We start from the raw sequence: 21,419 nt of genomic DNA, 5'->3' as shown, positions 1-21,419 counted from the left end.
GGGCGCGGAGTCAGGCAGGGGACGTTATGGGTGTAGACCAGCAGGTTCATGAGCTGGCTCAACGTACGGCGAACTTCGGTCACTTGTTGACCCATGAGCCTGTGCTGGTCGTGCACGGCGCGGCTGCCGAGGCTGCGGTGTTTACCGACCCGAATACGGCGATGTTCAAATGTCGCCTGTTCGGTGAAGCGCTGACGGCGCGAGCTTTCATTCAGTTCGGCATACCCAATATGCCGGACAAGCAGTTCAAACGCCTTAAGATACTCAGCGACCAAGGGTTGATCAACCAACGCGTTCATGGTTGGTTTGAACAAGTTCGCACTATCGGTAACCAGGCTGTTCATGAAGGGTACGCCGCTCAGCGAGACGCCTTGCTGCTGGTCAGGGCATGCTACGAACTTGGCGCCTGGTTCAGCCGCACGGTCAGCGGAAGCCGCGACGCGGCCCCGCCGTTCGTGTCGCCTCAGCCCTCGGCCGCCCCGGAGCCGGTGGTTGCCGAGGAGTCGGAAGCGCTGGCGGAGCTGCGTCAGCTTCTGAGCCAGTACCACGCCGAACTCGTCGAGATGAAGACGACCATCGACGACAGGACGGCTCGGGCCACCGCCGAAGTGGCTGCTCAGGCAGCGGCGAGCCAGGAGATCCTACGCGCGGTGCAGGCACAGGCCGGATTGCAGGAACTGGTCCGGCAGCTCTCCACCAAAGTGGACGAGTTGCAGCGCCAGCTCAACGCGAAGGCTTCTGACGCGGCACCCATCGACTCCGCCCTGCGGGACGAGTATGTCGAGCGTGCGGCGATCGCGAGTCGTCCGCTGCTCAGTGAGGCTCAGGTCCGGCGGATCATCGACCGGATGCTCACCACCGCCGGGTGGGTAGTGCAGGACCGCGCAGCCATGAACGTGCACGCAAAGCTCGGTGTGGCCGTCCGTGAGGTGGCGACGGCCACGGGCCGGGCGGACTACCTGCTGTACGTCGGTGCGAAACTGGTGGGCGTCATCGAGGCCAAACGAGAAGGCGTGAGCCTGGGTGCGGTGAACCGTCAGACCGAGCGCTATGCGTCCGGACTGGATGCCGGCCAGCAGCTCGCGGCGTGGCGCACGCCGCTGCCGTTCCGCTACGAGTCGACCGCGGTGGAGACCCGATTCACCAACACCCTCGACCCGGTCGGCCGGCCGCGGCGACTGTTCTCCTTCCACCAACCGGCCACCATCGCCCGGTGGATCAGGGAGGCCGAGGCCAACACGGAGGCTCCGACCTATCGGCACAGGCTCCGTCGTATGCCGGAACTGATCACCGAAGACCTACGAAAAGCGCAGGTAGAGGCGATTAGCGGCCTGGAGGCGTCCCTCGCCGACGACAAGCCGCGGGCTCTGATCCAGATGGCCACGGGGGGCGGGCAAGACGTTCACGATGGTCACCGAGACCTACCGGCTGCTCCGCCACGCGGGGGCGAAGCGCGTGCTGTTTCTGGTGGACCGCAACAACCTCGGCCGCCAGGCGCAAGGTGAGTTCGAGAACTTCAGGACGCCCGAGGACGGGACGCCGTTCGGTGAGCTGTACAACGTGCAGCGATTGCACAGCGGTGTCGTGCTCGACTCAACCCACGTCGTGATCAGCACGGTCCAGAGGCTGTACTCGATGCTCCGTGGCGAGGAAGTGCCGGAGGATGAGCGCGACGACGACTACCAGGTGGATGACGCGGTCGAGGTCGAGTACAACGTCGCGCTGCCGCCGGAGACGTTCGACCTGGTGATCGTGGACGAGTGCCACCGGTCGATCTACGGCAAGTGGCGCGCGGTGCTGGAGTACTTCGATGCCCACATGGTCGGCCTCACGGCCACGCCGGTGGCCCAGACGTTCGGCTTCTTCCACGAGAACCTTGTCAGCCAGTACACCTACCGGCAGGCCGTTGCCGATCAGGTGAACGTCGACTTCGACATCATGCGGATCCGGACTGTGGTCGGCGAGCAAGGCGGCAGCATCCCGGCGAACGTCCCGGTGCGCATCGTCGACCTGCACACCCGGCGTGAGCGGTACGAGCAGCTCGACACCAACCTCGACTACAGCGCGGACGCCATTGGCCGGACCGTGATGAACCTGAGTCAGATCCGCACAGTGATCCAGCGGTTCCACGACGACTGGCCCCAGTACTTCCCGAAGCGCAAGCTCGTACCCAAGACACTCATCTTCGCCAAGACCGACCAGCACGCAGACGAGATTGTCGACATCGTCCGTGAAATCTTCAGCGGAGACACGAAGTTCTGCTCGAAGATCACTTACCGGGCGGAGAACCCCGAGCAGCTAATCGCCGACTTCCGCAACGACGCAGCGTTCCGCATCGCGGTCACCGTCGACATGATCGCGACTGGCACCGACGTGAAGCCGCTGGAGTGCGTCCTGTTTCTCCGCGGTGTGTCGAGCGCGACCTACTTCGAGCAGATGAAGGGGCGAGGCGCCCGCACGATCGACACCGACGAGTTCCAACGAGTCACCCCCGACGCGCGTGCCAAGGAGAAGTTCCTGCTGGTCGACCCGATCGGCGTGACCGACTCGCCCTTGGTCGACGCCAAGCCGTTGCAGCCTGCTACCCAACGGCAAGTCAGCCTGGAGAAGCTGCTCAACCGCGCCGCCAGCCAGGGTATCTCCGTGGACGAGGCAGCCGCGCTCGCCTCGCGGCTAAGCGCGCTCGACCGGCAGATCACACCGGACGAACGGGACGAGCTGACCGAGCTTGCCAGTGGCGAGACGATCAAGGAGATCGTCCAGGGCTTGGAGCGTGCCACCGATGAGGAGGCCCAGGAGATCGCGCTGCAATTGGGCGGCCCGGAAGCCCAGCAACAACTTGTGCTCGACGCCGTGCGCACCCTTGCCGAGCGACCCGAGCTGCGGGCACGCATCCTCACCATCCGCCGCAAGTACGACCTGCCCTACGACGAACACACCCTCGACCGAGTGGTGTCCGTCGAAGCCCGGCTCATGGGTGAAAACGGGCCGCAGCAGGTGGTCGAGGACTGGCGGCAGTACCTGCAAGACAACGCCGACGAGATCACAGCGCTGCGGGTAGCCTTCAGCGAGCCTCGACGCGACCCCGCCGACGTCTACAGGTCTCTCAAGCGACTGGCCGCGAAGATCGAGTCGCCGCCCTACCGCTGGACGCCGGAAGTTCTCTGGAGGGCCTACCAGAACCTCGGTATCGCCAAGGGCAACGGTGGTCGCAAGGGCGTTCCCGAGCTGATGACCATCCTGCGCTACGAACTCGGTCTTGACTCCGAGCTGCGCACCTACCGTAGTCGGGTCGAAGACACGCTCGCGAACTGGCTTGCCCGCCAAGAGCAGAGCGGCGTGCGCTTCACCGTTGACCAGCGGTGGTGGATCGAGAAGATCGCAGTCACCCTGGCCAACCGCCTCCTCGTGACTCCTGACGATCTCGATGGCGTACCGTTCACTGAACGCGGCGGCGTCGACGGCTTCATCCGCGACTTCGGAGACGACCGCGCGGAACAACTGCTGGACGAGCTGAATAGGACCCTCCCCGCATGAGTGACCTACCCCCAGGCTGGGAATGGGTAGAACTGGGTGAAGTAGCGGAAACAAGTCTGGGTAAAATGCTCGACAAGGGTCGCGCCACCAATCAGCACTTAGTACCGTATCTGCGCAACGTGAACGTGCAATGGGGCAAATTCGATCTATCCGATGTCGCCACGATGGACGTTCCATCCGACATGCGTGCGGCCTATGAACTGAAGGCTGGCGACCTTCTTGTGTGCGAGGGCGGCGAGATCGGCCGGTGCGCAATTTGGCCGGGCTCGACCTCCTACATGGCGTATCAGAAAGCTCTTCATCGCGTACGTCCCGCACGTGGAGTCGAAGTCCGCTATCTGCGATACCTGTTGGAGTACCTCAGCCTGAGTAACAAACTGCTGCCATACTCAAGCGGAAGTACGATTAAACATCTTCCACAGCGGCAGCTTCGGCGGTTGCCGCTTCCGCTTCCGCCTACCGCCGAGCAAAGGCGGATTGTTGCGACCCTGGAAGACCACCTCTCTCGGCTGGATGCTGGTAGGGATCAGGTCAAAGCGGCAAGCTCGCGGCTTCGGGCGCTGACGAAGCGGGTGATCGTGGAAGCCCTTCCGGTGCCCGGTCCGGCTCATTGGCGCTGTGTGACCGTCGGTCAAGCCGGACATGTCGAACTGGGTAGGCAGCGTCATCCGGATTGGCACACAGGTCCTCATATGCGTCCCTACCTTAGGGTTGCCAACGTCTTCGAGAATCGCCTCGACTTCGGAGACGTAAAGGAGATGAGTTTTCCCCCTGAAGTGTTTGAGCGGTTCAAACTCTACCCAGGGGATATCCTACTAAACGAGGGGCAGAGTCCGGAGTATCTGGGCAGGCCGGCTATGTATCGGGGCACCCAAGACGAGTTCGCCTTCACCAACAGCTTGTTGCGGTTCAAGGCCAACTCCGATGTACTTCCCGAATGGGCACTGCTGGTCTTTCGACGACACATGCATGCTCGTCGTTTTGTGCGGGAAGTTCGCATTACGACGAATATCGCACACTTGTCGGCGGCTCGATTCAAGTCGGTGGAGTTTCCAATCCCGCCGCTTGCTGAACAGGAGCGCATCGTCACGGAAACCGGGGAACTGCTGCGAGATATCGCGCGCCTCTCCGAATCTCTCGATATCGCACGCCGCCGTGCTGGACAACTCCGACATGCCCTTCTTGCCGACGCCTTCGCAGGCGCACTGGTGCCGCAAGATCCCACCGAAGAGCCTGCTGGAGTGCTGCTGGAGCGTGTTCGCGCGGAGCGAGCCGCACAGTCGAAACGGGCACGCGCTCGGCAGGCCGGAAATAAGACCCAGGAGGCTCTGCTGTGACAGTGCCGAAGACGGCCGCAGAGGCCAAGCAGCTTGTCGACAAGCTATGGAGCTACTGCCACGTGTTGCGGCACGACGGCGTATCCACGATCGACTATGTCGATCAGTTGACTCTGCTGCTATTCCTCAAAATGGCACAGGAGCGCGCGGGTCGAAAGTCGTTTACCGTCAAGGAAGTCGTGCCCGGCCACCTGGGCTGGCAAACTCTGGTCGACACAGACGCTGACGATCTTAAGACAACCTATGAGAACATTCTCGGCCAGCTTGGCAAGAAGCCGGACACTGCGCTCGGTCTAATCTACCACGGTGCTGAGAACAAAATCCGCAACGCGGCGACGCTGAAGCGTCTTATCGTCGACCTGATCGACAAGGTCAACTGGTCGGGTACCGGCGTCGACATCAAGGGCGATGCATACGAGTCACTACTGGAGAAGGGCGCCGAGGACATCAAGTCCGGTGCCGGGCAGTACTTCACACCGCGCCCGCTTATCGATGCGATGATCCGCTGCGTGCAGCCACGGCCAGACGACACCATCGTCGATCCTGCCTGTGGCACTGGCGGCTTTCTGCTTGCCGCCCATGACTACATCCAACGTAGTCATAGCGAGGAGCTGACAAAGGAGGATGCGCAGAACCTTCGCAACGGTGGCATCTCCGGGATCGAGCTCGTGCACGGGACGGCCCGGCTGGCGCAGATGAACCTCCTGCTGCACGGCATCGGCGAACCAGGCGGTAAGGCTCTCATTAGTGTCCGCGACGCCTTGTCGAGGCCGACCGCGCCGAATGAGCGTGCGACGCTGGTACTGGCCAATCCTCCATTTCGACGTAAGTCTGGTTTCGCCTCTGTCGATGAGTTCGGTAAGGTCACCCGCGAGGATGTAAGCTACGACCGCGCCGACTTCTGGGTGACCACGAGCAACAAGCAGCTAAATTTCGTTCAGCACATCGCGAACATGCTCAAGATCGACGGCAGGGCCGCAGTGGTCGTGCCGGACAACGTACTATTTGAAGGTGGTGCGGGCGAAACGATCCGTCGACGCCTGCTCAATGAGTGCGACGTACATACGCTGCTCCGCCTGCCTACGGGCATCTTCTACGCGGGTGGGGTAAAGGCTAATGTGCTGTTCTTCGACCGCAAGCGCGCCCGCCCGGAGATGCCGTGGACTTCGAAGTTGTGGGTGTATGACCTTCGTACCGGTCAGCATTTCACGTTGCGACAGAACAAGCTTCAGGCGCATCATTTGGACGATTTTGTCAACGCGTACAACGCCAATGACCGGCACGGTCGCAGTGAGTCCGAGCGGTTCAAGTGCTTCACCTACGACGAACTGCTTGCCCGCGATAAAGTCAACCTCGACATCACCTGGATGCGCGATCCTGATCTAGAGGACAGCGACAACCTGCAACGTCCGGAAGTTATCGCGCAGGAAATTGTCGAGGATCTGCAAGCGGCGTTGGATGAGTTCGCCGCAGTCGCGGACGCCCTGCAACTGGCCAAGGCCGAGCGGGAAGGGCGTCTGGCCGACGAATAAGCCGGAAGCTGTAACGCGAGTGGGCTGTGCGGACTGCAGGTAGCGGTCGGCACGTGGGCTCGGATCGCTGTTTTTCGCTCTCGGTGCAGGTCACGACTGCATTTGTGCTTTCTGAGGTAAAGGGGTGGATCGGCACACGCTGTGCCGACCCACCCAGCCCAGCTCAGCGTTCGGTTATCGTCGTCCGGACCGTGTCCAGGTCGGTTACCGACACCGGGTTGGTCGAGCCTTCGATGCGTTGCCTGGGTGGGGTTGGCGGGTTCACGCTGGCGCGACGGAGCGCTTCACCGAACAGTTTCGCTTGCCAACCGATGCGAGCAGCCATCTCGGCGGTCGCGACAAGGCCGTGCTCGTCGTCGGTCAGTTCGCCAGCGAGCAATGCCAAGACCTCCGGTAGTTCCGCTGCCGTCGGGTCTGCGGGTTCGGTCGTGGTGGCGTCCACCGCGCTGGCCAGCCGCGCGGTGGTGATTGTGTCCAGTGTCGCAAGTTCGCGTTGTCCTGTGGCGTCGCTGGTCAGCGTCCCGGCTAGTTCGCGTTGGGCTCGGCCGCGTTTGCAGGCGGCGCGGATGGCGGTGATGTGGAGCAGGTGGGTCCGCACGGTGACGGCCGAGCCCGCGTCCAGTTCCGTCTCGCCGTCCGCGCCGAGCAGCGGGCGATGCCCTTGTGACTGGTGAGCAGGCGTAAGGCGTCCATGCCTGCCTTGTAGGTGCCTGCACCGAGGATGGTTTCGGACGCCTGGTATGTCATGACCTTGAGGGCGAAGCGCGTGCCGAGTTGGCCGCGTAGCCCGTCGGAGATTACCTGGGCGTCAGGCTTCTGGGTGGCGAGGATCAGGGAGTAGCCGGCGGCCGGGCCGGTCTTGGCGATGTAGGTCAGCAGTTCGCAGATCCGTTGGCCGATCTTCTTGCCTTTCGGGTTGTCGGGGTCCAAGGGGATGTCCATGCCGAGGTAGTTCTGCACTTCGTCGATGCCGATCACGCTCAGCGGCATCCTGTGCTTGGGATCACGGGTGATCTCCGGAGTGACCTTGGATTCCGGGCACAGTTCGTCATCCATCTCGGACAGGCGGTCGAACCGGTCGGCGACGTCGGCGGCGCATTCCTCCAGCGCGTGGATCAGCCGCCGGGCGTCGCTCTCGCGTGAGCCGCGGATGAACCGGTGTGCCACTTGTTCGAACGGGCGGTGGTCCTTACCACCCTTGCCATCGGCGACGATTAGCCGCACGTGCGGGTCCAGCGCGGCGGCCGTGAGCGGTAGGCGCATCACGAACGTCTTGCCCTGGCGAGGGATGGCGCCGATGAGCAGTGATGTCCACACCACGGGCAGGGACACGGCCGTGCCGCGGGCGGTGGTGCCGAACGGCGGTGGGCTCCACAGATCCCAGCTCGCGGCCGTACCCAGCGGGCTCGGCACGGGCTCAGCCGCGTACGGGTCGGCGTCACCGACCCACAGGGCCAGCCGTCCGGCGTGGCCGTCGTCGCCGCGTACGCGCTCGACGATGAGCCGAACCTCGTCCACCGCGAGCGCAGAGGCCAGCGCCTCGCGCTTGGCGATCACGTCGGACGCCTTGCGCGACGGCGGCAGGTCGATGGTCAGCGCCCATCCAGTGCCGTCGTGACGCGGCGCCTTGACCAGCATCAGGCTCTCATCCTTGCCGATCAACTTCGCCGCCTTGAACGCGACGACCAGGTGGTCGCCGTTCATCAGCCACGCCAGTGAACGCGAACCAAGTCGGGTGCTGCGTCCGCCCGCGCCGTCCTTGCGTCGCCCTGCGACCGCCAGCCCCGCCGAGACGACACCACCTGTGATCAGGAGCGGCAGGGATCCGGCAATCAGCTCGGTGGCCAGGCCTCCGAGCGCGGTGGTGCCTGTGGCGACGAGCGAGATCACACCCCGCCTGCGGCGGGATGACGGCGATCTCCTGCCACCTCGCGGCCAGGCTGTCAGTGGCCCTCGCGGCGTCATAGAAGTCGGTCACCCGAACCCACCGCCACCACGCACCCGCGGACAGGGCCAGGCCGCGACCGACGGCGGCAAGGAGGCGAACCGGCACGAACACCGCGAGACCGGCCAGCTCGAACCCAGCCTGTCCGGCCGATTGACGGCTTTGCCATTGCGCCAGCAGCCGCGACCTTGCGCTCTCGGCCAGTCGGTGGGTGCGCGAATACTCGGCGTCGGTGATCAGCTCGCCGTCCATCACGTCCGGTTGTCCGAGCGGGGCGGCCGAAGCAGGGGAGGGACTCACGATCAGTTCGCCACCGATGGGCCGGTCCTTCGTCTGTGGCTCGGTTACTCCGTTCCCTTCGTGCGAAGGGCGTCGCGGACTTCACGTGCGGCATCGGTGCCGCATCCCAGGGCCTCGCGCAGGCGGGTGGCCGACGGGTCCGTGGGCAGTTGTCCACCGGTGATCAATTGGCGAGCGCGCCTCACCAGTAGAGCGGTACGCACGTCGGTAGCCCGCCTCGGCTTGGGTTCCTCTCTGGGGACGTTGTGCCTGTACTCCGGGGTGGTAGCGGCTACCGGTAGGCCGTGGTCGAGGTCGGCGAAGGCGGTCCAGATGACCGGCATGACGGCGACAGCGCCGATAGCGACCAGAGGGCCGATCGCGTGGGCGAGTAGCTGCATTGCGTCGAATCGGTCGGCCTGCCACGGGGTGTAGGGCCAGATGTTGAGCGTGAGCGTGACGGCCAGCGCGCCGAACTCCACGACGCTCAGGTGCCGGTGCGTCAGCGTCCGGCCCCGTGTCGCGAGGTAAGCCTTGGCCGCCACTACGACCAGCAGCACGGCGGAGATGACCGGCTCGACCGCCCACGCGCCCCACCACGCCGCGTCCCGCTCGGTCATGCTCCGGGTCAGCGTGTAGTGCACTCCCGTGGTGGACCAGCCGAGCGCGCCGACGAGCGCCGCCAACGCGACGGCGGTCAGCACGAGCCGCACCAGTGTGGCCTGCCACGCCCGCGCCGCCGGGTTCTGTGCGAGGGCGTGCAGCCGAGCGGCCTCAGCGGCGCGCTTGCGGGTCCGCCGGACGCGGTCGGTATCCACGAGCAACGGCGCTGTGTCGGCTTGCAACGCCAGCAGCGCGTGTGCCTCGACGACCTCGGACCGCAGATCGCGAACCCGCTTCGACTCCGCTGGTTCGACGGCCCGCGCGTAGCCGGCTACGTACTTCTCCAGCTCGGTCACGGTGCGCTCCACGTCGTCGTCACTCGGTTCGGGCATCGGAGGTGCCGTATTCATCGCCGCACCCCGCAGTCGTTTCCGGGGCAGTCGGTGATGTGCCAGGTGCGACGTTCGGCGGCACTCCGCCCGGACAAGAAGTTGGTCGCGTAACGCAGCCGCTCTGCGGTGGCCTGGTCATCCAGGCAGTACGGCGCCGAAGTCCACCCATTCGGGTGAAATGTGGTGGCTGGCTCCCGGTAGACGAGGTGGACGCGCCCGCTCATCGCGCGCCTCCCAGCCGCTGCGGCGCGCAGCACGGGCATGGCGTGGACCGAGTGCGGTCTTCGTCGGCCCAGATCACGCGGGCGGAGATCGGGTCACCCGGCCGGGCGTCGCACTGCCCGCACTCCGGCGACACCGCCGAGCGCCCACCGGGCGCGCTCGGCGCTGGACGGTTAAAGGACGGTTCGGGCGTCGTGTTGACGCCCCGCTTGGTCGCTCCTGACACCCCGTTCGTGCGTTGGCGACGCCCCGTGCTGGTCAGCGGGGTGCCATCCTGACGCTCCGTCGGCTGACCTGTGGACAACCGTGCGGACAGGACCAGGTTGTAGACCTGCGGGCGCCGGTCGGCTCGCTCGATCCGGGCATCCCGCACGCGGGTGTTGCCCTTGCGGATCAGGCCCAGCTCCTCCAACGACCGCAGTGAGCGCTGAACGGTCCTGCGGGACAGCCGGGTGTACGTGGTCATCAGGTCGACCGACAGGAAGGCGTCGGTGCCGTCCGGACCGGCGTGGTTGGCGAGCGCGATCAAAGTGATCGCCAGCGTTGACGCGTCCTTGCGGTCGGTGGGGATGGGGGCGTGGTTGAGCGCCCAGTTGATCGCCTCGATGCTCACGACAGCACCGCCTGCGAACCGTGGACCTGGCACGATGTGCGCACGGTCGGACCTCCTGCGTCCGATCGAGGCCCCGTCGCGCTGCGCCAACAGCAGACGGGGCCGCCTGATAAGTCAGGCGGCCCCGTCCGGGAGGTCCATCAGCTCACCAGCCGCGCGAACGCCACTCGCCGAGCTTGGGGCGCTCTGCTCCGAGCGTGGAATCATCCCCATGACCGGGATAGAACCAGGTGTCATCGGGCAGTTCGGCGAAGATGCGGGCCGTCACGTCGTTGATCAGCGAGTTGAAGTCCTCCGGCGACGTGGTCCGCCCCACACCGCCGGGGAACAGCGAGTCGCCCGTGAACAGGTGCGGGTGGCCCGTCGGGTCGCGGTAGAGCAGGGCGATCGAGCCCGGGGTGTGGCCGCGCAGGTGGACGACAGTCAGCGGCACGTCGCCGACGTGCACCGTGTCGCCGTGCTCGACCAGCACGTCCGGCGGGATCGGCAGCACCTCGGCGTCCGCCGCGTGCGCGATCGTGTTCGAGCCGTTCGCGCCCGCGACGGCACCCAGCGCGCCCCAGTGGTCCTGGTGCCGGTGCGTCGTCACGACGGTCTTCAGCCTCGGCCGGTCGACCGTGTGACCGACCACGTCCGACAGCCGCTCCGGGTCGGCGGCCGCGTCGATCAGCAGCCCCTCGTTCGTCGCGCGGCAGACCAGCAGGTACGCGTTGTTGTCCATCGGTCCCACGGAGACCTTCGTGATGGTCAGCGCGTCGAGGGTGCGCCGCGCCGCCGGGCCGCCCGGCGTCACGTGCCCCGTGTAGTCCTCTAGTACGTCCACAATGGCCGACCGTATCCGACCCGGCACCCTTCAGGATCCCCACAGGTCCACCCCTTAGGCTTGATAACGATCCGCCGCCGCTCCACCGATGTCGTCTGATTAGGGTTCCGCCACCTCGTGCCTACCAAGCGTCACATCAACTGGGACGTCCTGCGCATCCTCGCCGTGCTGTGCGTGCTGCTCCAGCACGCGACCCGCGTCGGCCCGGCCAACCACCCCGAGCTGAGCAGGCCCGCGTTCGTCTTCGGCTTCGAGTTCGGCGCCAGCACGCTCGTGGTGATCTCCGCGTTCTTCGCCTGCGCCTCGCTGGCCAAGGGCGAACCCGCCCGCTTCCTGCGCAACCGCCTGTCTCGCCTGCTGCCCGCCTACCTGGTCGCCACCGTGTGCACCTACTTCGTGCTGCGGCACGTCGCACCGGCCGGCTGGAGCGAGCTGACCCCGCGCGACCTGCTCGTCAACGTCCTCATGCTGCACAGCTGGTTCCCCGACGCCCGCCTGGTCGACGTCTCCTACTGGACCCTCCCGATCCAGGTCACCGGGTTCGTCGCGGGCGCGGTGCTGGCGTCACGGGTGCGCGGCCGGTCGGTGAAGGCGCTGTTGTGGGCGTTGATCGTCGTCCCCGTGGTCGTCAAGGACTGGGCGATCCCGCCCGGCCTGTTCAACACCCTCTACAACGGCCTCGGCGCGCACCGCGCGCAGCTGTTCGCCATCGGCATCGCCGTCTGGCTGTGGTCGAAGGGCCGGCTCGGCGACCGGCACCTGTTCGCCCTGCTCACGGCCGCGCTCCTGGCGCAGGCGTGGCACAGCGCGGACCTGCGCTCGACCGTCGGGTTCGGCGTCCTGCTGGTCGGCGTGTGCGCCGCGGCCGGCGGCCGGGACTGGGACTTCGGGCCCGTCCGCCTGCTCGCCCGGCCGATCAGGTGGCTGGCGGGCATCACCTACGGCGTGTACCTGGTGCACCAGGAGCTGGGCTACCTCGTGATGGCCGCCGTCGCGCCCCTCGGCGGCGGTCCGCTGGTCGAGCTGGCGTTCTTCTTCGCCTCGGCCGTCGTCCTGGGCTGGCTGCTGACGAAGTTCGTGGAACGGCCGGCGCACCGCGTGCTGACGGCGGGCCGGCCCGCGCTGGCGGGGCTGCTGCTCACCGCCCGCCTGCACGTCGCTCAGAGCCACCTGGGCAACGTCGGCGCCGTCCCGTTCAGCCGGGCGCCGCTCTGGCGGCCCGTCAGCCACGCCAGCACGTCGGCCGCCGCGCCGCTCACGTCCGGTGAGTCGCCGCTGTCCGCGGTCAGCCCCCAGCTGCGCTGACGACCGTCCGGGAACACCGCCTCGACCCGCGCGGGCGGCACGTCGGGCCGGTCGGCGTACTGGCCGACGACGTCGTCCAGGAAGCCCTCCAGCAGCTCCGGCGGCAGGTCGGCGAACCCGACGCCCCGGTCCAGGTCGACCAGGTGGAACCACACCTCGCGCAGCCGCAGCCACGGCACCCGGTGCGCCGGGAACGGCCCGGACCGCGGGTGCGCGACCTCCGCCTCCCACGCCGAGGGCGGCAGGTCGCGGGCCGCCGCGGCGAACCGCTGGCACGCCGCGTCCAGGTCCGCGCGCAGCAGTTGCGGCAACCGGCCCGCGCCCTCGTCGATGTCGGCGTCGCGGTCGGCGGTGCTGGGGTACATCTGGTGCTCGACGCCCGTCTTCGCCCACGTGAGCAGGTTCACCAGGGCGTCGGCGTTGCGGGCGAGGTGCGTCACCACGTGCGCGCGGCTCCAGCCGGGCAGCAGGCTGGGGCCCCTCAAGGCGCGCAGGTCGAGCTCGGCGACGACCTCGTACAGCGCTCCGGTCGCCCGCTCGACCTCGGTGAGCCCGGTGACCGCGTCCTGGACCGCGGCCGACTGCTCGCGGGGCGCGGGTACGCTCGTCGGGTCGGATCGGACCTGGGCGGCATCAGCGGAGCTCATGGGCACCTCATCCCGGCGTGTGCGGCCGAACGGCCTATCACCCCAGCGTAGGGGCGTTCACTACCGACCGGTAGAGCCGTTGGCGCACGATCGGGCGAGTGTTCCCGTCACGTTTTTGTCGGTGGTCGCACCTAGCATGGTGGGCGCCCTCCCCGACAGGACCGACGCGGTGGTCCGATACGCTTTTCGAACGCCTGTTCGGGGGAAGGTCAAAAACCGAAGGGAACCGTAGTGGCAGACCGGCTTGTCGTTCGCGGGGCGCGCGAGCACAACCTGCGAGGGGTGGACCTCGACCTGCCGAGGGACAGCCTCATCGTGTTCACCGGGCTGTCCGGCTCGGGCAAGTCCAGCCTCGCCTTCGACACGATCTTCGCCGAGGGCCAGCGCCGGTACGTGGAGTCGCTGTCGGCGTACGCGCGGCAGTTCCTCGGGCAGATGGACAAGCCGGACGTCGACTTCATCGAGGGCCTGTCGCCCGCCGTGTCGATCGACCAGAAGTCGACCAGCCGCAACCCGCGGTCGACCGTGGGCACCATCACCGAGGTCTACGACTACCTGCGGCTGCTCTACGCGCGCGCCGGCAAGGCGCACTGCCCGAAGTGCGGCGAGGCGATCAGCAAGCAGACGCCGCAGCAGATCGTGGACCAGGTGCTGGCGATGGAGCCGGGCACCAAGTTCCAGGTGCTCGCGCCGGTCATCCGCGGCCGCAAGGGCGAGTACCTCGACCTGTTCTCCACCCTGCAGTCGCAGGGCTACTCGCGGGCGAAGGTCGACGGCGCGGTGTACGCCCTCGCCGAGGTGCCGAAGCTGAAGAAGCAGGAGAAGCACGACATCGCGGTCGTGATCGACCGGCTGAGCGTGAAGGCGAGCGCCAAGCAGCGGCTCACGGACTCGGTGGAGACGGCGCTGCGGCTGGCCGACGGCCTGGTCGAGCTGGAGTTCGTCGACGTCCCGGAGACCGACCCCGGCCGGGTGCGCGGCTTCTCGGAGAACCTTGCCTGCCCGAACGGCCACCCGCTGGCGATCGAGGACCTGGAGCCGCGGTCGTTCTCGTTCAACTCGCCCTACGGCGCGTGCCCCGCGTGCACCGGCATCGGCGTGCGCAAGGAGGTCGACCCGGAGCTGGTCGTGCCGGACGACGAGCTGTCGCTGGGCGAGGGCGCGATCGCGCCGTGGGCGTCGGGCCAGACCGCCGAGTACTTCACCCGGTTGCTGGAGTCGCTGGGCCTCGCGATCGGGTTCCGGATGGACACGCCGTGGCGGCAGCTGCCCGCCAAGGTGCAGAAGGCCGTGCTGCACGGCGTGGACGAGCAGGTCAACGTCCGCTACAAGAACCGCTACGGCCGCGAGCGCTCCTACTACGCCAACTTCGAGGGCGTGATCCCGTTCCTGGAGCGGCGGCAGGAGCAGACCGAGTCCGAGTACATGCGGGAGAAGTACGAGGGCTACATGCGGGAGGTGCCGTGCCCGACGTGCCAGGGCACGCGCCTCAAGCCGGAGATCCTCGCCGTCACGCTGCACCACGGCCGCAAGGGCGACAAGTCCATCGCCGAGGTGTGCGCGATGTCGGTGGCCGAGTGCTCGGAGTTCCTCGACGGGCTGAAGCTGGGCAAGCGCGAGGCGATGATCGCGGGCGCGGTGCTCAAGGAGATCCAGGCGCGGCTGCACTTCCTGCTCGACGTGGGCCTGAACTACCTGTCGCTGGACCGCGCCTCGGGCACCCTGTCCGGCGGTGAGGCGCAGCGGATCAGGCTGGCCACGCAGATCGGCTCGGGCCTCGTGGGCGTGCTGTACGTGCTGGACGAGCCGTCGATCGGCCTGCACCAGCGCGACAACCACAAGCTGATCGAGACGTTGACGCGGCTGCGCGACCTGGGCAACACGCTGATCGTGGTCGAGCACGACGAGGACACGATCCGCACGTCGGACTGGGTGGTCGACATCGGCCCCGGCGCGGGCGAGCACGGCGGCAAGGTCGTGCACAGCGGCCCGTACCAGGCGCTGCTGAAGAACAAGGAGTCGATCACCGGCGCGTACCTGGCGGGGCGCAAGGAGATCACCATGCCCGCCACCCGCCGCAAGGTGGACAAGAAGCGGCAGCTCACGGTGGTCGGCGCGCGGGAGCACAACCTGCGCGGCATCGACGTGTCGTTCCCGCTCGGCTGCCTGGTGTCGGTCACCGGCGTGTCGGGGTCGGGCAAGTCGACGCTGGTCAACGACATCCTGGCGACGGTGCTGGCGAACAAGCTCAACGGCGCCCGGCAGGTGCCGGGCAGGCACACCAGGGTGCGCGGGCTGGAGCAGGTGGACAAGCTGGTGCAGGTCGACCAGTCGCCGATCGGCCGGACCCCCCGGTCGAACCCGGCCACCTACACGGGCGTGTTCGACCACATCCGCAAGCTCTTCGCCGCGACGACCGAGGCGAAGGTGCGCGGCTACCAGCCGGGGCGGTTCTCGTTCAACGTCAAGGGCGGGCGCTGCGAGGCGTGCGCGGGCGACGGCACGATCAAGATCGAGATGAACTTCCTGCCGGACGTCTACGTGCCGTGCGAGGTGTGCAAGGGCGCCCGCTACAACCGCGAGACGCTGGAAGTGCACTACAAAGGCAAGACGATCTCCGAGGTCCTCGACATGCCGATCGAGGAGGCCGCGACGTTCTTCGAGCCGATCAACGCGATCCACCGGCACCTGCGCACGCTGGTGGACGTGGGCCTGGGGTACGTGCGGCTGGGGCAGCCGGCGCCGACGCTGTCCGGCGGTGAGGCGCAGCGGGTGAAGCTGGCGGCCGAGCTGCAGAAGCGGTCGACCGGCAAGACGGTGTACATCCTCGACGAGCCGACGACGGGCCTGCACTTCGAGGACATCCGCAAGCTGCTGGGCGTGATCAACGGGTTGGTCGACAAGGGCAACACGGTGATCGTGATCGAGCACAACCTCGACGTGATCAAGACCTCGGACTGGCTGGTCGACATGGGCCCGGAGGGTGGTTCGGGCGGCGGCACGGTGGTCGCCGAGGGCACCCCGGAGCAGGTCGCGCAGGTCGCGGACAGCTACACCGGCCAGTTCCTGCGCGAGGTCCTGCCGGCCACGGCCGCGGCCGGCTGATCGACGGCCGGCTGGTCGGTGCCCGGCTGGTCGGTGCCCGGCTGGTCGGTGCCCTGCTGGTCGGTGCCCTGCTGGTCGGTGCCCTGCTGGTCGGTGCCCTGCTGGTCGGTGCCCTGCTGGTCGGCACCTGGTTGGTCCGTGCCCGGCTGGTAGGCGCCCGGCCGAGCGGAGCCGGGCACCGGTGGGCGGAGCCGGGTGACGAGCGAGCGGTCGGCGGTACGAGGTTGGAGTGGCGGCCGTGGTGGATAACCAGGGCGGCATGCCGTTGAACTCGTACCGCTTCCGCAGCGTCTGGTCGGTGGACTGCCCGCCCGAGCGGGTGTTCGAGGTGCTCGCCGACCTCGGCGGCTACCCGCGCTGGTGGCCGGAGGTGCGGCAGGCGCGCCAGGTCGCGGAGGACGCGGCCGAGCTGCGGTGCCGGTCCGTGCTGCCCTACGAGCTGGTGTTCCAGGCGCGCCACAACGCGAAGGAACCCGACACCGGCCTGCTGCGGGCCGACCTGGTGGGCGACCTGGACGGCACGGCGAGCTGGCGCGTCCTGCCCGAGGGCTCGGGCTCCCGGTTGGTGTACGACCAGGAGGTGGTGGTGCGCAAGCCCCTGCTGCGCCGCCTGGCCCTGGTGCTCCGGCCGCTGCTCAAGGCCAACCACGAGCTGATGATGCGCAGCGGCAGGCGGGGCCTGCGCACCTACCTGGCCGCGCCGGTCGGCTGAGCCGTCCCGGTGCGCCGGCCACGCCTGCCGGGCCGTGCTACACCACGAGGCTCAACAGGGCGGCCACCGCGAAGCCGACCACGGACAGGATGGTCTCCAGCACGGTCCACGTCTGGAGGGTCTCCTTGACCGAGAGGCCGAAGTAGCGGGAGACGATCCAGAACCCGCCGTCGTTGACGTGGGAGGCGATGATCGAGCCCGCGGCGATCGACATGACCAGCAGCGCGAGCTGCGGCTGCGAGTAGTGCAGGTCGGCGACGACCGGCGCGACGATGCCGGTGGTGGTCACGATCGCCACCGTGGCCGAGCCCTGCGCGATGCGCATGCCGCAGCTGATCACGTAGGACAGCGCGATCACCGGCAGCCCGAGGTCGGCCAGCGACGTGGCGAGCACCTTGCCGACGCCGGTGGCGGACAGCACCGCGCCGAAGAACCCGCCCGCGCCGACGACGAGCAGGATCATCGCCACGGGCCGCAGGGACGCGGCGGACAGCTCGGTGACCTGCTCGCGGGTCATGCCGCGGCGGAAGCCGAGCAGCCAGAACGCCAGCAGCACGGCGATCGTCAACGCCACGGCGGGCGTGCCGAAGAACGTGAACACGCCGAGCACCCTGGAGCCCTTGGGCAGCAGGATGCTGCCGAACGTGCCCGCCAGGATCAGCACCAGCGGCACCGCGATGATGCCGAGGACCAGCCCCAGCGACGGCTCGCCCTTGGCCTGCTCGCCGCGCATCTTCTCGGCGGCGGCCAGCATCTCCTCCGGCACGGGCACGTCCAGCCGCTTGCCGACCCACGCCGAGAACAGCACGCCGCCGATGAACCAGGCCGGGACCGCCACGGCCAGCGCCATGATGATGATCCACCCGAGTTCCACGCCGAGCAGCCCGGCCGCGGCGACCGGCCCGGGGTGCGGCGGCATGAACGCGTGCATCACCGAGAGGCCCGCCAGCAGCGGCAGCGCGTACAGGATGATCGACCGGCCGCTGCGCTTCGCCGCCACGTAGACCAGGGGGGCGAGGACGAAGATGCCGATGTCGAAGAACACCGGCACGCCGAAGATCAGCCCGGCCAGGCCCATGGCCAGCGGCGCGCGCTTCTCCCCGAACGCCCGCAGCAGCGACCGCGTCAGCACCTCCGCGCCGCCGGAGGCTTCCAGGATGGACCCGAGCAGGGTGCCCAGGCCGATGATCGCGGCCACGTGGCCGAGGATGCCGCCGAACCCCTTCTCCACCAGGGACTCCGACGCCTTCTGCGCGGAGCCGACGAGCGTCTCCACCGGCAGGCCCGCGGCCAGCGCCACGAGCAGGCCGACGATGAGCAGGGCGATGAACGGCTCGACCTTCCACCTGATGATCAGGGCGAGCAGGAGGGCGATGCTGAGCGCGGAGAGCGTCAGCAGGCCCCCGGTGCTGTGCTGCAACCAGTCGATCACGCGCGGCTCCGTGGGTTTCGCAGGGAACGGCCGGGCAGGGCGTCGGTGCGCCTGCCCTCGTCGAGGACGGCGACGCCGTTGACGAGGACGTGGGTGATGCCCGCGGCGGCCTGCCGGGGCTCCTCGAAGGTCGCGGTGTCGGCGACGGTGTCGGGGTCGAACAGCACCAGGTCGGCCGCGTACCCCTCGCGCACCAGGCCGCGATCGGTCAGCCCCAGTCGCCGCGCGGGCCGCCCGGTGAGGTGGGCGACGCACTCCTCCAGCCCCAGCACGCCGAGCTCGCGCACGTACCGGGCCAGGTAGCGGGGGAACGTGCCCCACGCGCGGGGGTGCGGCCGGTCGCCGACCAGCAGGCCGTCGCTGCCACCGGTGTGCGCCGGGTGCCGCATGATCGCGCGGACGTTGTCCTCGTGGCCGACGTGCATGAGGCACGAGGTACCCAGTCGCTCCGAGATCAGAACGTCGAAGTACAGCTCGGCGGGCGGCTGGCCGGCGCGGCGCGCGGACTCGGCGATCGACAGGCCGACCAGGTGCGCGTTCGCGGCCGTGCGGACGCCGTTGACCTCGATGGCCTCCCAGTCGACCGGCACGCCGTGGCAGCCGTCGGAGCCGGTTTCCTCCAGCGCGACCCGGATCCGCTCCCGGGTGCCCACGTCGGACAGCCGGGCCAGGGTGGCGTCCGGGCCGCCCTCGCCCGCCCAGCTCGGCAGCAGCGCCGACAGGTAGGTCGCACCGGGCAGGTAGGGGTAGGTGTCCAGGGTGATGTCCGCGCCGTCGGCGATCGCCCCGTCGAGCAGGTCCAGCAGCTCGCCCGCCCGGCCCCGGTTGACCTCGAAGTTCATCGTGGCGTGCGCGAGGTGCAGCGGGCAGCCCGAGTCGCGCGACACCCGCACCATCTCGGCGTACGCCTCCAGCGCGCCCGCGCCGTAGCTGCGGTGGTGCGGGCTGTAGAACCCGCCCAGCTCGCCGACGACGCGGCACAGCTCGGTCAGCTCGGCGGTGTCGGCGTACATGCCGGGGGTGTAGGTCAGCCCGGACGACAGGCCCACCGCGCCCTCGCGCAACGACCGGGCCAGCAGGTCCCGCATCCGGTCCAGCTCGGCGTCGGTCGCGGGCCGGTCGTCGTAGCCGACGCACAGCATCCGCAGCGTGCCCTGCGGCACGAGGTAGGCGGCGTTGACGGCGATGCCCCGGTCGAGGCGGTCGAGGTACTCGCCGACCGAGCGCCAGTCCCAGTCGAACCCGGGCGGGTCGTCGTTCCACCCGGCGAGCTGGGCGCGCAGCACGGCCAGCACGTCGTCGTCCACGGGCGCGTAGGACAGGCCGTCCTGGCCGAGGACCTCGGTGGTGACGCCCTGGGACACCTTGGCCAGGTGGTCGGGGTTCGCGAGCACCTGGAGGTCGGAGTGGGAGTGCATGTCGACGAACCCCGGCGCGAGGACCCGGCCGTCGGCGTCGACCACGCGCCGGCCGTCGAGCCGCTCACCGATCGCGGCGACGCGCCCGTCGCGCACGCCCACGTCCGCGCGGTACCCGGGCGCGCCGGTGCCGTCGACCACCCGCGCGCCTCGGAAGACGATGTCCACGTTCCGGTCCCCTCTCGGTCGGGTCCGCTAGAAGTAGGTGCGGACCAGGTCGACCACGGTGGTGCCCTCCACCACCGGGATCAGCGGCCACTTGTCGAACACCGTGCAGGGGTGGGACAGGCCGAGGCCGATCCAGTCGCCCACCTCGACGTCGTCGTCGGACAGCCGCACGAACGCGTGCTGGTCGTTGAGCGCGGTGACCTCGGCCCGGAACGGGCGCTCGACGCCGTCGCGGCCGCGCCGAACCTGCGGCTCGGGCAGGCCCTCGTCGAACGAGGCGTCCCGCTTGCCGAGCGTGAGCAGCGCCAGGTCCGGCTGGGGGCGCGAGGTGACCTGCGCCCAGGCGCGCAGCGCGCTGCGGAACGGCTGCGCCCCGGGCGTGCGGCCCAGCGGGGAGATGGCGCGGTAGAAACCGTCGTCGTGGGTGACGTAGGCGCCGCTGCGCAGCACCGGGCGGACCGGGAACGGCCACGGTTCGGTGAGCTTCGCGGCCACCTGGTCGAAGTAGGCGCTGCCGCCCGCGGTGACGATCGGTTCGTCCACTTCGAACAGTTCCGCCAGGGCGGTTCCCAGCTCCCGCAACGAGGTGAGGTAACCGTCCACCACGGACAGACCTTCGGGGGACGCGTCGTGGGCCAGCGCGCCCTCGTAGCCGCCGACGCCGACCAGGCGCAGCGCGGGGCTCGCCGCGGCGGCCCGGGCGACCTCCAGCGCCGCGGCGAGGTCGCGCGCGCCCGTCCGCCCGCCCGGCGCGCCCAGCTCGACCAGCACGTCCACCGGCCGGGCCGGCGCGCCCAGCGCCTCGGTCATCCGCGCCACGCCCGCGACGGAGTCGACCCAGCAGGTGAACTCGAAGCCGTCGTCGGCGGCGAGTTCGGCGGCCAGCCACCGCAGCCCGGCCGGGTCGACGAGCTGGTTGGCCAGCAGCACGCGCGCCACCCCGAACGCCCGGTAGACCCGAAGCTGGCTGGTGTTGGCCGCCGTGATGCCCCAGGCGCCGTGCGCCAACTGGCGGGCGAACAGCTGCGGGGCCATCGTCGTCTTGCCGTGCGGTGCGAGCAGCACGCCCCGGTCGGCGCACCAGCGGGCCATGGTGGCGAGGTTGTGCTCCAGCGCGGCGGCGTCCAGCACGACCAGGGGACCGACGAAGCCGTCGGCGAACAGGTCGAGCCGGCGGTCGGCCACGTCGCCGACCGTCGCGCCGAACACGTCGGCGGGCAGGCCCTTGAACCGCCAGTCGACCCGCTCGTCGCGGAGGGCGGCCACTGCGTCGAGGTCCACGTCTGTCGCTCCTCACGTTGCATATGTCGCAACGGCTATTGCGCGATGTGATGTTGGAGTGTGTAACA

Annotated in this window: 16 protein-coding genes and 1 pseudogene; 8 read left to right on the top strand and 9 right to left on the bottom strand. The window is 68.5% G+C overall.

All coding sequences use genetic code 11. The features are described 5' to 3' along the window. Nucleotides 1-26: 26 nt before the first annotated feature. The 4 genes from ACIGNX_RS30925 to ACIGNX_RS30910 are packed head-to-tail and all read left to right on the top strand — an operon-like array spanning nucleotide 27 to nucleotide 6,406. The gene (locus tag ACIGNX_RS30925; protein ID WP_396544402.1) at nucleotides 27-1,505 is read left to right on the top strand and encodes a DUF4145 domain-containing protein; all 1,479 of its coding nucleotides are present in this window, start codon (nucleotides 27-29) and stop codon (nucleotides 1,503-1,505) included. Then, nucleotides 1,408-3,537, top strand: coding sequence for a type I restriction-modification enzyme R subunit C-terminal domain-containing protein (locus ACIGNX_RS30920; protein WP_396544400.1), 2,130 nt, complete (start codon nucleotides 1,408-1,410; stop codon nucleotides 3,535-3,537). Before ACIGNX_RS30925 ends, ACIGNX_RS30920 begins: the two co-directional genes overlap by 98 nt. Continuing rightward, nucleotides 3,534-4,874, top strand: a complete 1,341-nt coding sequence (locus ACIGNX_RS30915) for a restriction endonuclease subunit S (protein ID WP_396544398.1) — start codon at nucleotides 3,534-3,536, stop codon at nucleotides 4,872-4,874. Before ACIGNX_RS30920 ends, ACIGNX_RS30915 begins: the two co-directional genes overlap by 4 nt. Beyond that, on the top strand, nucleotides 4,871-6,406 hold the full coding sequence (locus tag ACIGNX_RS30910) for an N-6 DNA methylase (protein WP_396544396.1): 1,536 nt from the start codon (nucleotides 4,871-4,873) through the stop codon (nucleotides 6,404-6,406). The genes ACIGNX_RS30915 and ACIGNX_RS30910 overlap by 4 nt, the downstream gene beginning before the upstream one ends. A gap of 163 nt (nucleotides 6,407-6,569) precedes the next feature. Here ACIGNX_RS30910 and ACIGNX_RS30905 read toward each other — a convergent pair whose 3' ends face one another. The 5 genes from ACIGNX_RS30905 to ACIGNX_RS30885 form a co-directional block, all read right to left on the bottom strand. Beyond that, complete coding sequence (locus ACIGNX_RS30905) at nucleotides 6,570-7,004, bottom strand: hypothetical protein (RefSeq protein WP_396544395.1); 435 nt, start codon at nucleotides 7,002-7,004, stop codon at nucleotides 6,570-6,572. Further along, nucleotides 6,932-8,296 carry a hypothetical protein gene (locus ACIGNX_RS30900; protein ID WP_396544394.1) on the bottom strand — a complete coding sequence of 455 codons (1,365 nt, stop codon included), beginning with the start codon at nucleotides 8,294-8,296 and terminating at the stop codon, nucleotides 6,932-6,934. The genes ACIGNX_RS30905 and ACIGNX_RS30900 overlap by 73 nt, the downstream gene beginning before the upstream one ends. Before the next feature lie 399 nt (nucleotides 8,297-8,695). After that, on the bottom strand, nucleotides 8,696-9,589 hold the full coding sequence (locus tag ACIGNX_RS30895) for a hypothetical protein (RefSeq protein ID WP_396544392.1): 894 nt from the start codon (nucleotides 9,587-9,589) through the stop codon (nucleotides 8,696-8,698). 256 nt (nucleotides 9,590-9,845) lie between these two features. Continuing rightward, entirely contained in the window at nucleotides 9,846-10,460 is a 615-nt protein-coding gene (locus tag ACIGNX_RS30890) for a helix-turn-helix domain-containing protein (protein ID WP_396544390.1), read from the bottom strand. A gap of 145 nt (nucleotides 10,461-10,605) precedes the next feature. Then, nucleotides 10,606-11,283: an MBL fold metallo-hydrolase gene (locus ACIGNX_RS30885; protein WP_396544389.1), complete on the bottom strand. Its 678-nt coding sequence runs from the start codon at nucleotides 11,281-11,283 to the stop codon at nucleotides 10,606-10,608. Nucleotides 11,284-11,400: 117 nt separating this feature from the next. On the opposite strand from ACIGNX_RS30885, the pseudogene ACIGNX_RS30880 reads away from it, so the two are divergent. Then, nucleotides 11,401-12,342: pseudogene (locus ACIGNX_RS30880) on the top strand (acyltransferase family protein); the annotation flags it as partial. 101 nt (nucleotides 12,343-12,443) lie between these two features. On the opposite strand, the gene ACIGNX_RS30875 reads toward ACIGNX_RS30880, so the two are convergent. Continuing rightward, entirely contained in the window at nucleotides 12,444-13,235 is a 792-nt protein-coding gene (locus ACIGNX_RS30875; protein WP_396544387.1) for a maleylpyruvate isomerase family mycothiol-dependent enzyme, read from the bottom strand. 231 nt (nucleotides 13,236-13,466) lie between these two features. Here ACIGNX_RS30875 and uvrA point away from each other — a divergent pair, with 231 nt between their 5' ends. Genes uvrA through ACIGNX_RS30860 form a run of 3 tightly spaced genes read left to right on the top strand, consistent with a single transcriptional unit; the run spans nucleotide 13,467 to nucleotide 17,052 of the window. Next, complete coding sequence (gene uvrA / locus ACIGNX_RS30870; protein WP_396544385.1) at nucleotides 13,467-16,340, top strand: excinuclease ABC subunit UvrA; 2,874 nt, start codon at nucleotides 13,467-13,469, stop codon at nucleotides 16,338-16,340. Beyond that, nucleotides 16,337-16,609: a pentapeptide repeat-containing protein gene (locus ACIGNX_RS30865; protein WP_396544551.1), complete on the top strand. Its 273-nt coding sequence runs from the start codon at nucleotides 16,337-16,339 to the stop codon at nucleotides 16,607-16,609. The genes uvrA and ACIGNX_RS30865 overlap by 4 nt, the downstream gene beginning before the upstream one ends. Continuing rightward, on the top strand, nucleotides 16,600-17,052 hold the full coding sequence (locus ACIGNX_RS30860) for an SRPBCC family protein (RefSeq protein ID WP_396544383.1): 453 nt from the start codon (nucleotides 16,600-16,602) through the stop codon (nucleotides 17,050-17,052). Before ACIGNX_RS30865 ends, ACIGNX_RS30860 begins: the two co-directional genes overlap by 10 nt. A gap of 37 nt (nucleotides 17,053-17,089) precedes the next feature. Here the strand turns inward: ACIGNX_RS30860 and ACIGNX_RS30855 are convergent, their stop codons facing one another. From ACIGNX_RS30855 to ACIGNX_RS30845, 3 genes are read right to left on the bottom strand one after another with little or no spacing between them, the layout of a single operon-like run. After that, nucleotides 17,090-18,484, bottom strand: coding sequence for a GntP family permease (locus ACIGNX_RS30855; RefSeq protein ID WP_396544381.1), 1,395 nt, complete (start codon nucleotides 18,482-18,484; stop codon nucleotides 17,090-17,092). Next, the gene (locus tag ACIGNX_RS30850) at nucleotides 18,481-20,070 is read right to left on the bottom strand and encodes an amidohydrolase family protein (protein ID WP_396544380.1); all 1,590 of its coding nucleotides are present in this window, start codon (nucleotides 20,068-20,070) and stop codon (nucleotides 18,481-18,483) included. The genes ACIGNX_RS30855 and ACIGNX_RS30850 overlap by 4 nt, the downstream gene beginning before the upstream one ends. Nucleotides 20,071-20,097: 27 nt before the next feature. After that, on the bottom strand, nucleotides 20,098-21,351 hold the full coding sequence (locus ACIGNX_RS30845) for an amino acid deaminase (RefSeq protein ID WP_396544378.1): 1,254 nt from the start codon (nucleotides 21,349-21,351) through the stop codon (nucleotides 20,098-20,100). Nucleotides 21,352-21,419: the final 68 nt, after the last annotated feature.

It is taken from the genome of Actinosynnema sp. NPDC053489 (genome assembly GCF_044544865.1).
Lineage (GTDB): Bacteria > Actinomycetota > Actinomycetes > Mycobacteriales > Pseudonocardiaceae > Actinosynnema.
This window is presented reverse-complemented; position numbering and strand designations above follow the sequence as displayed.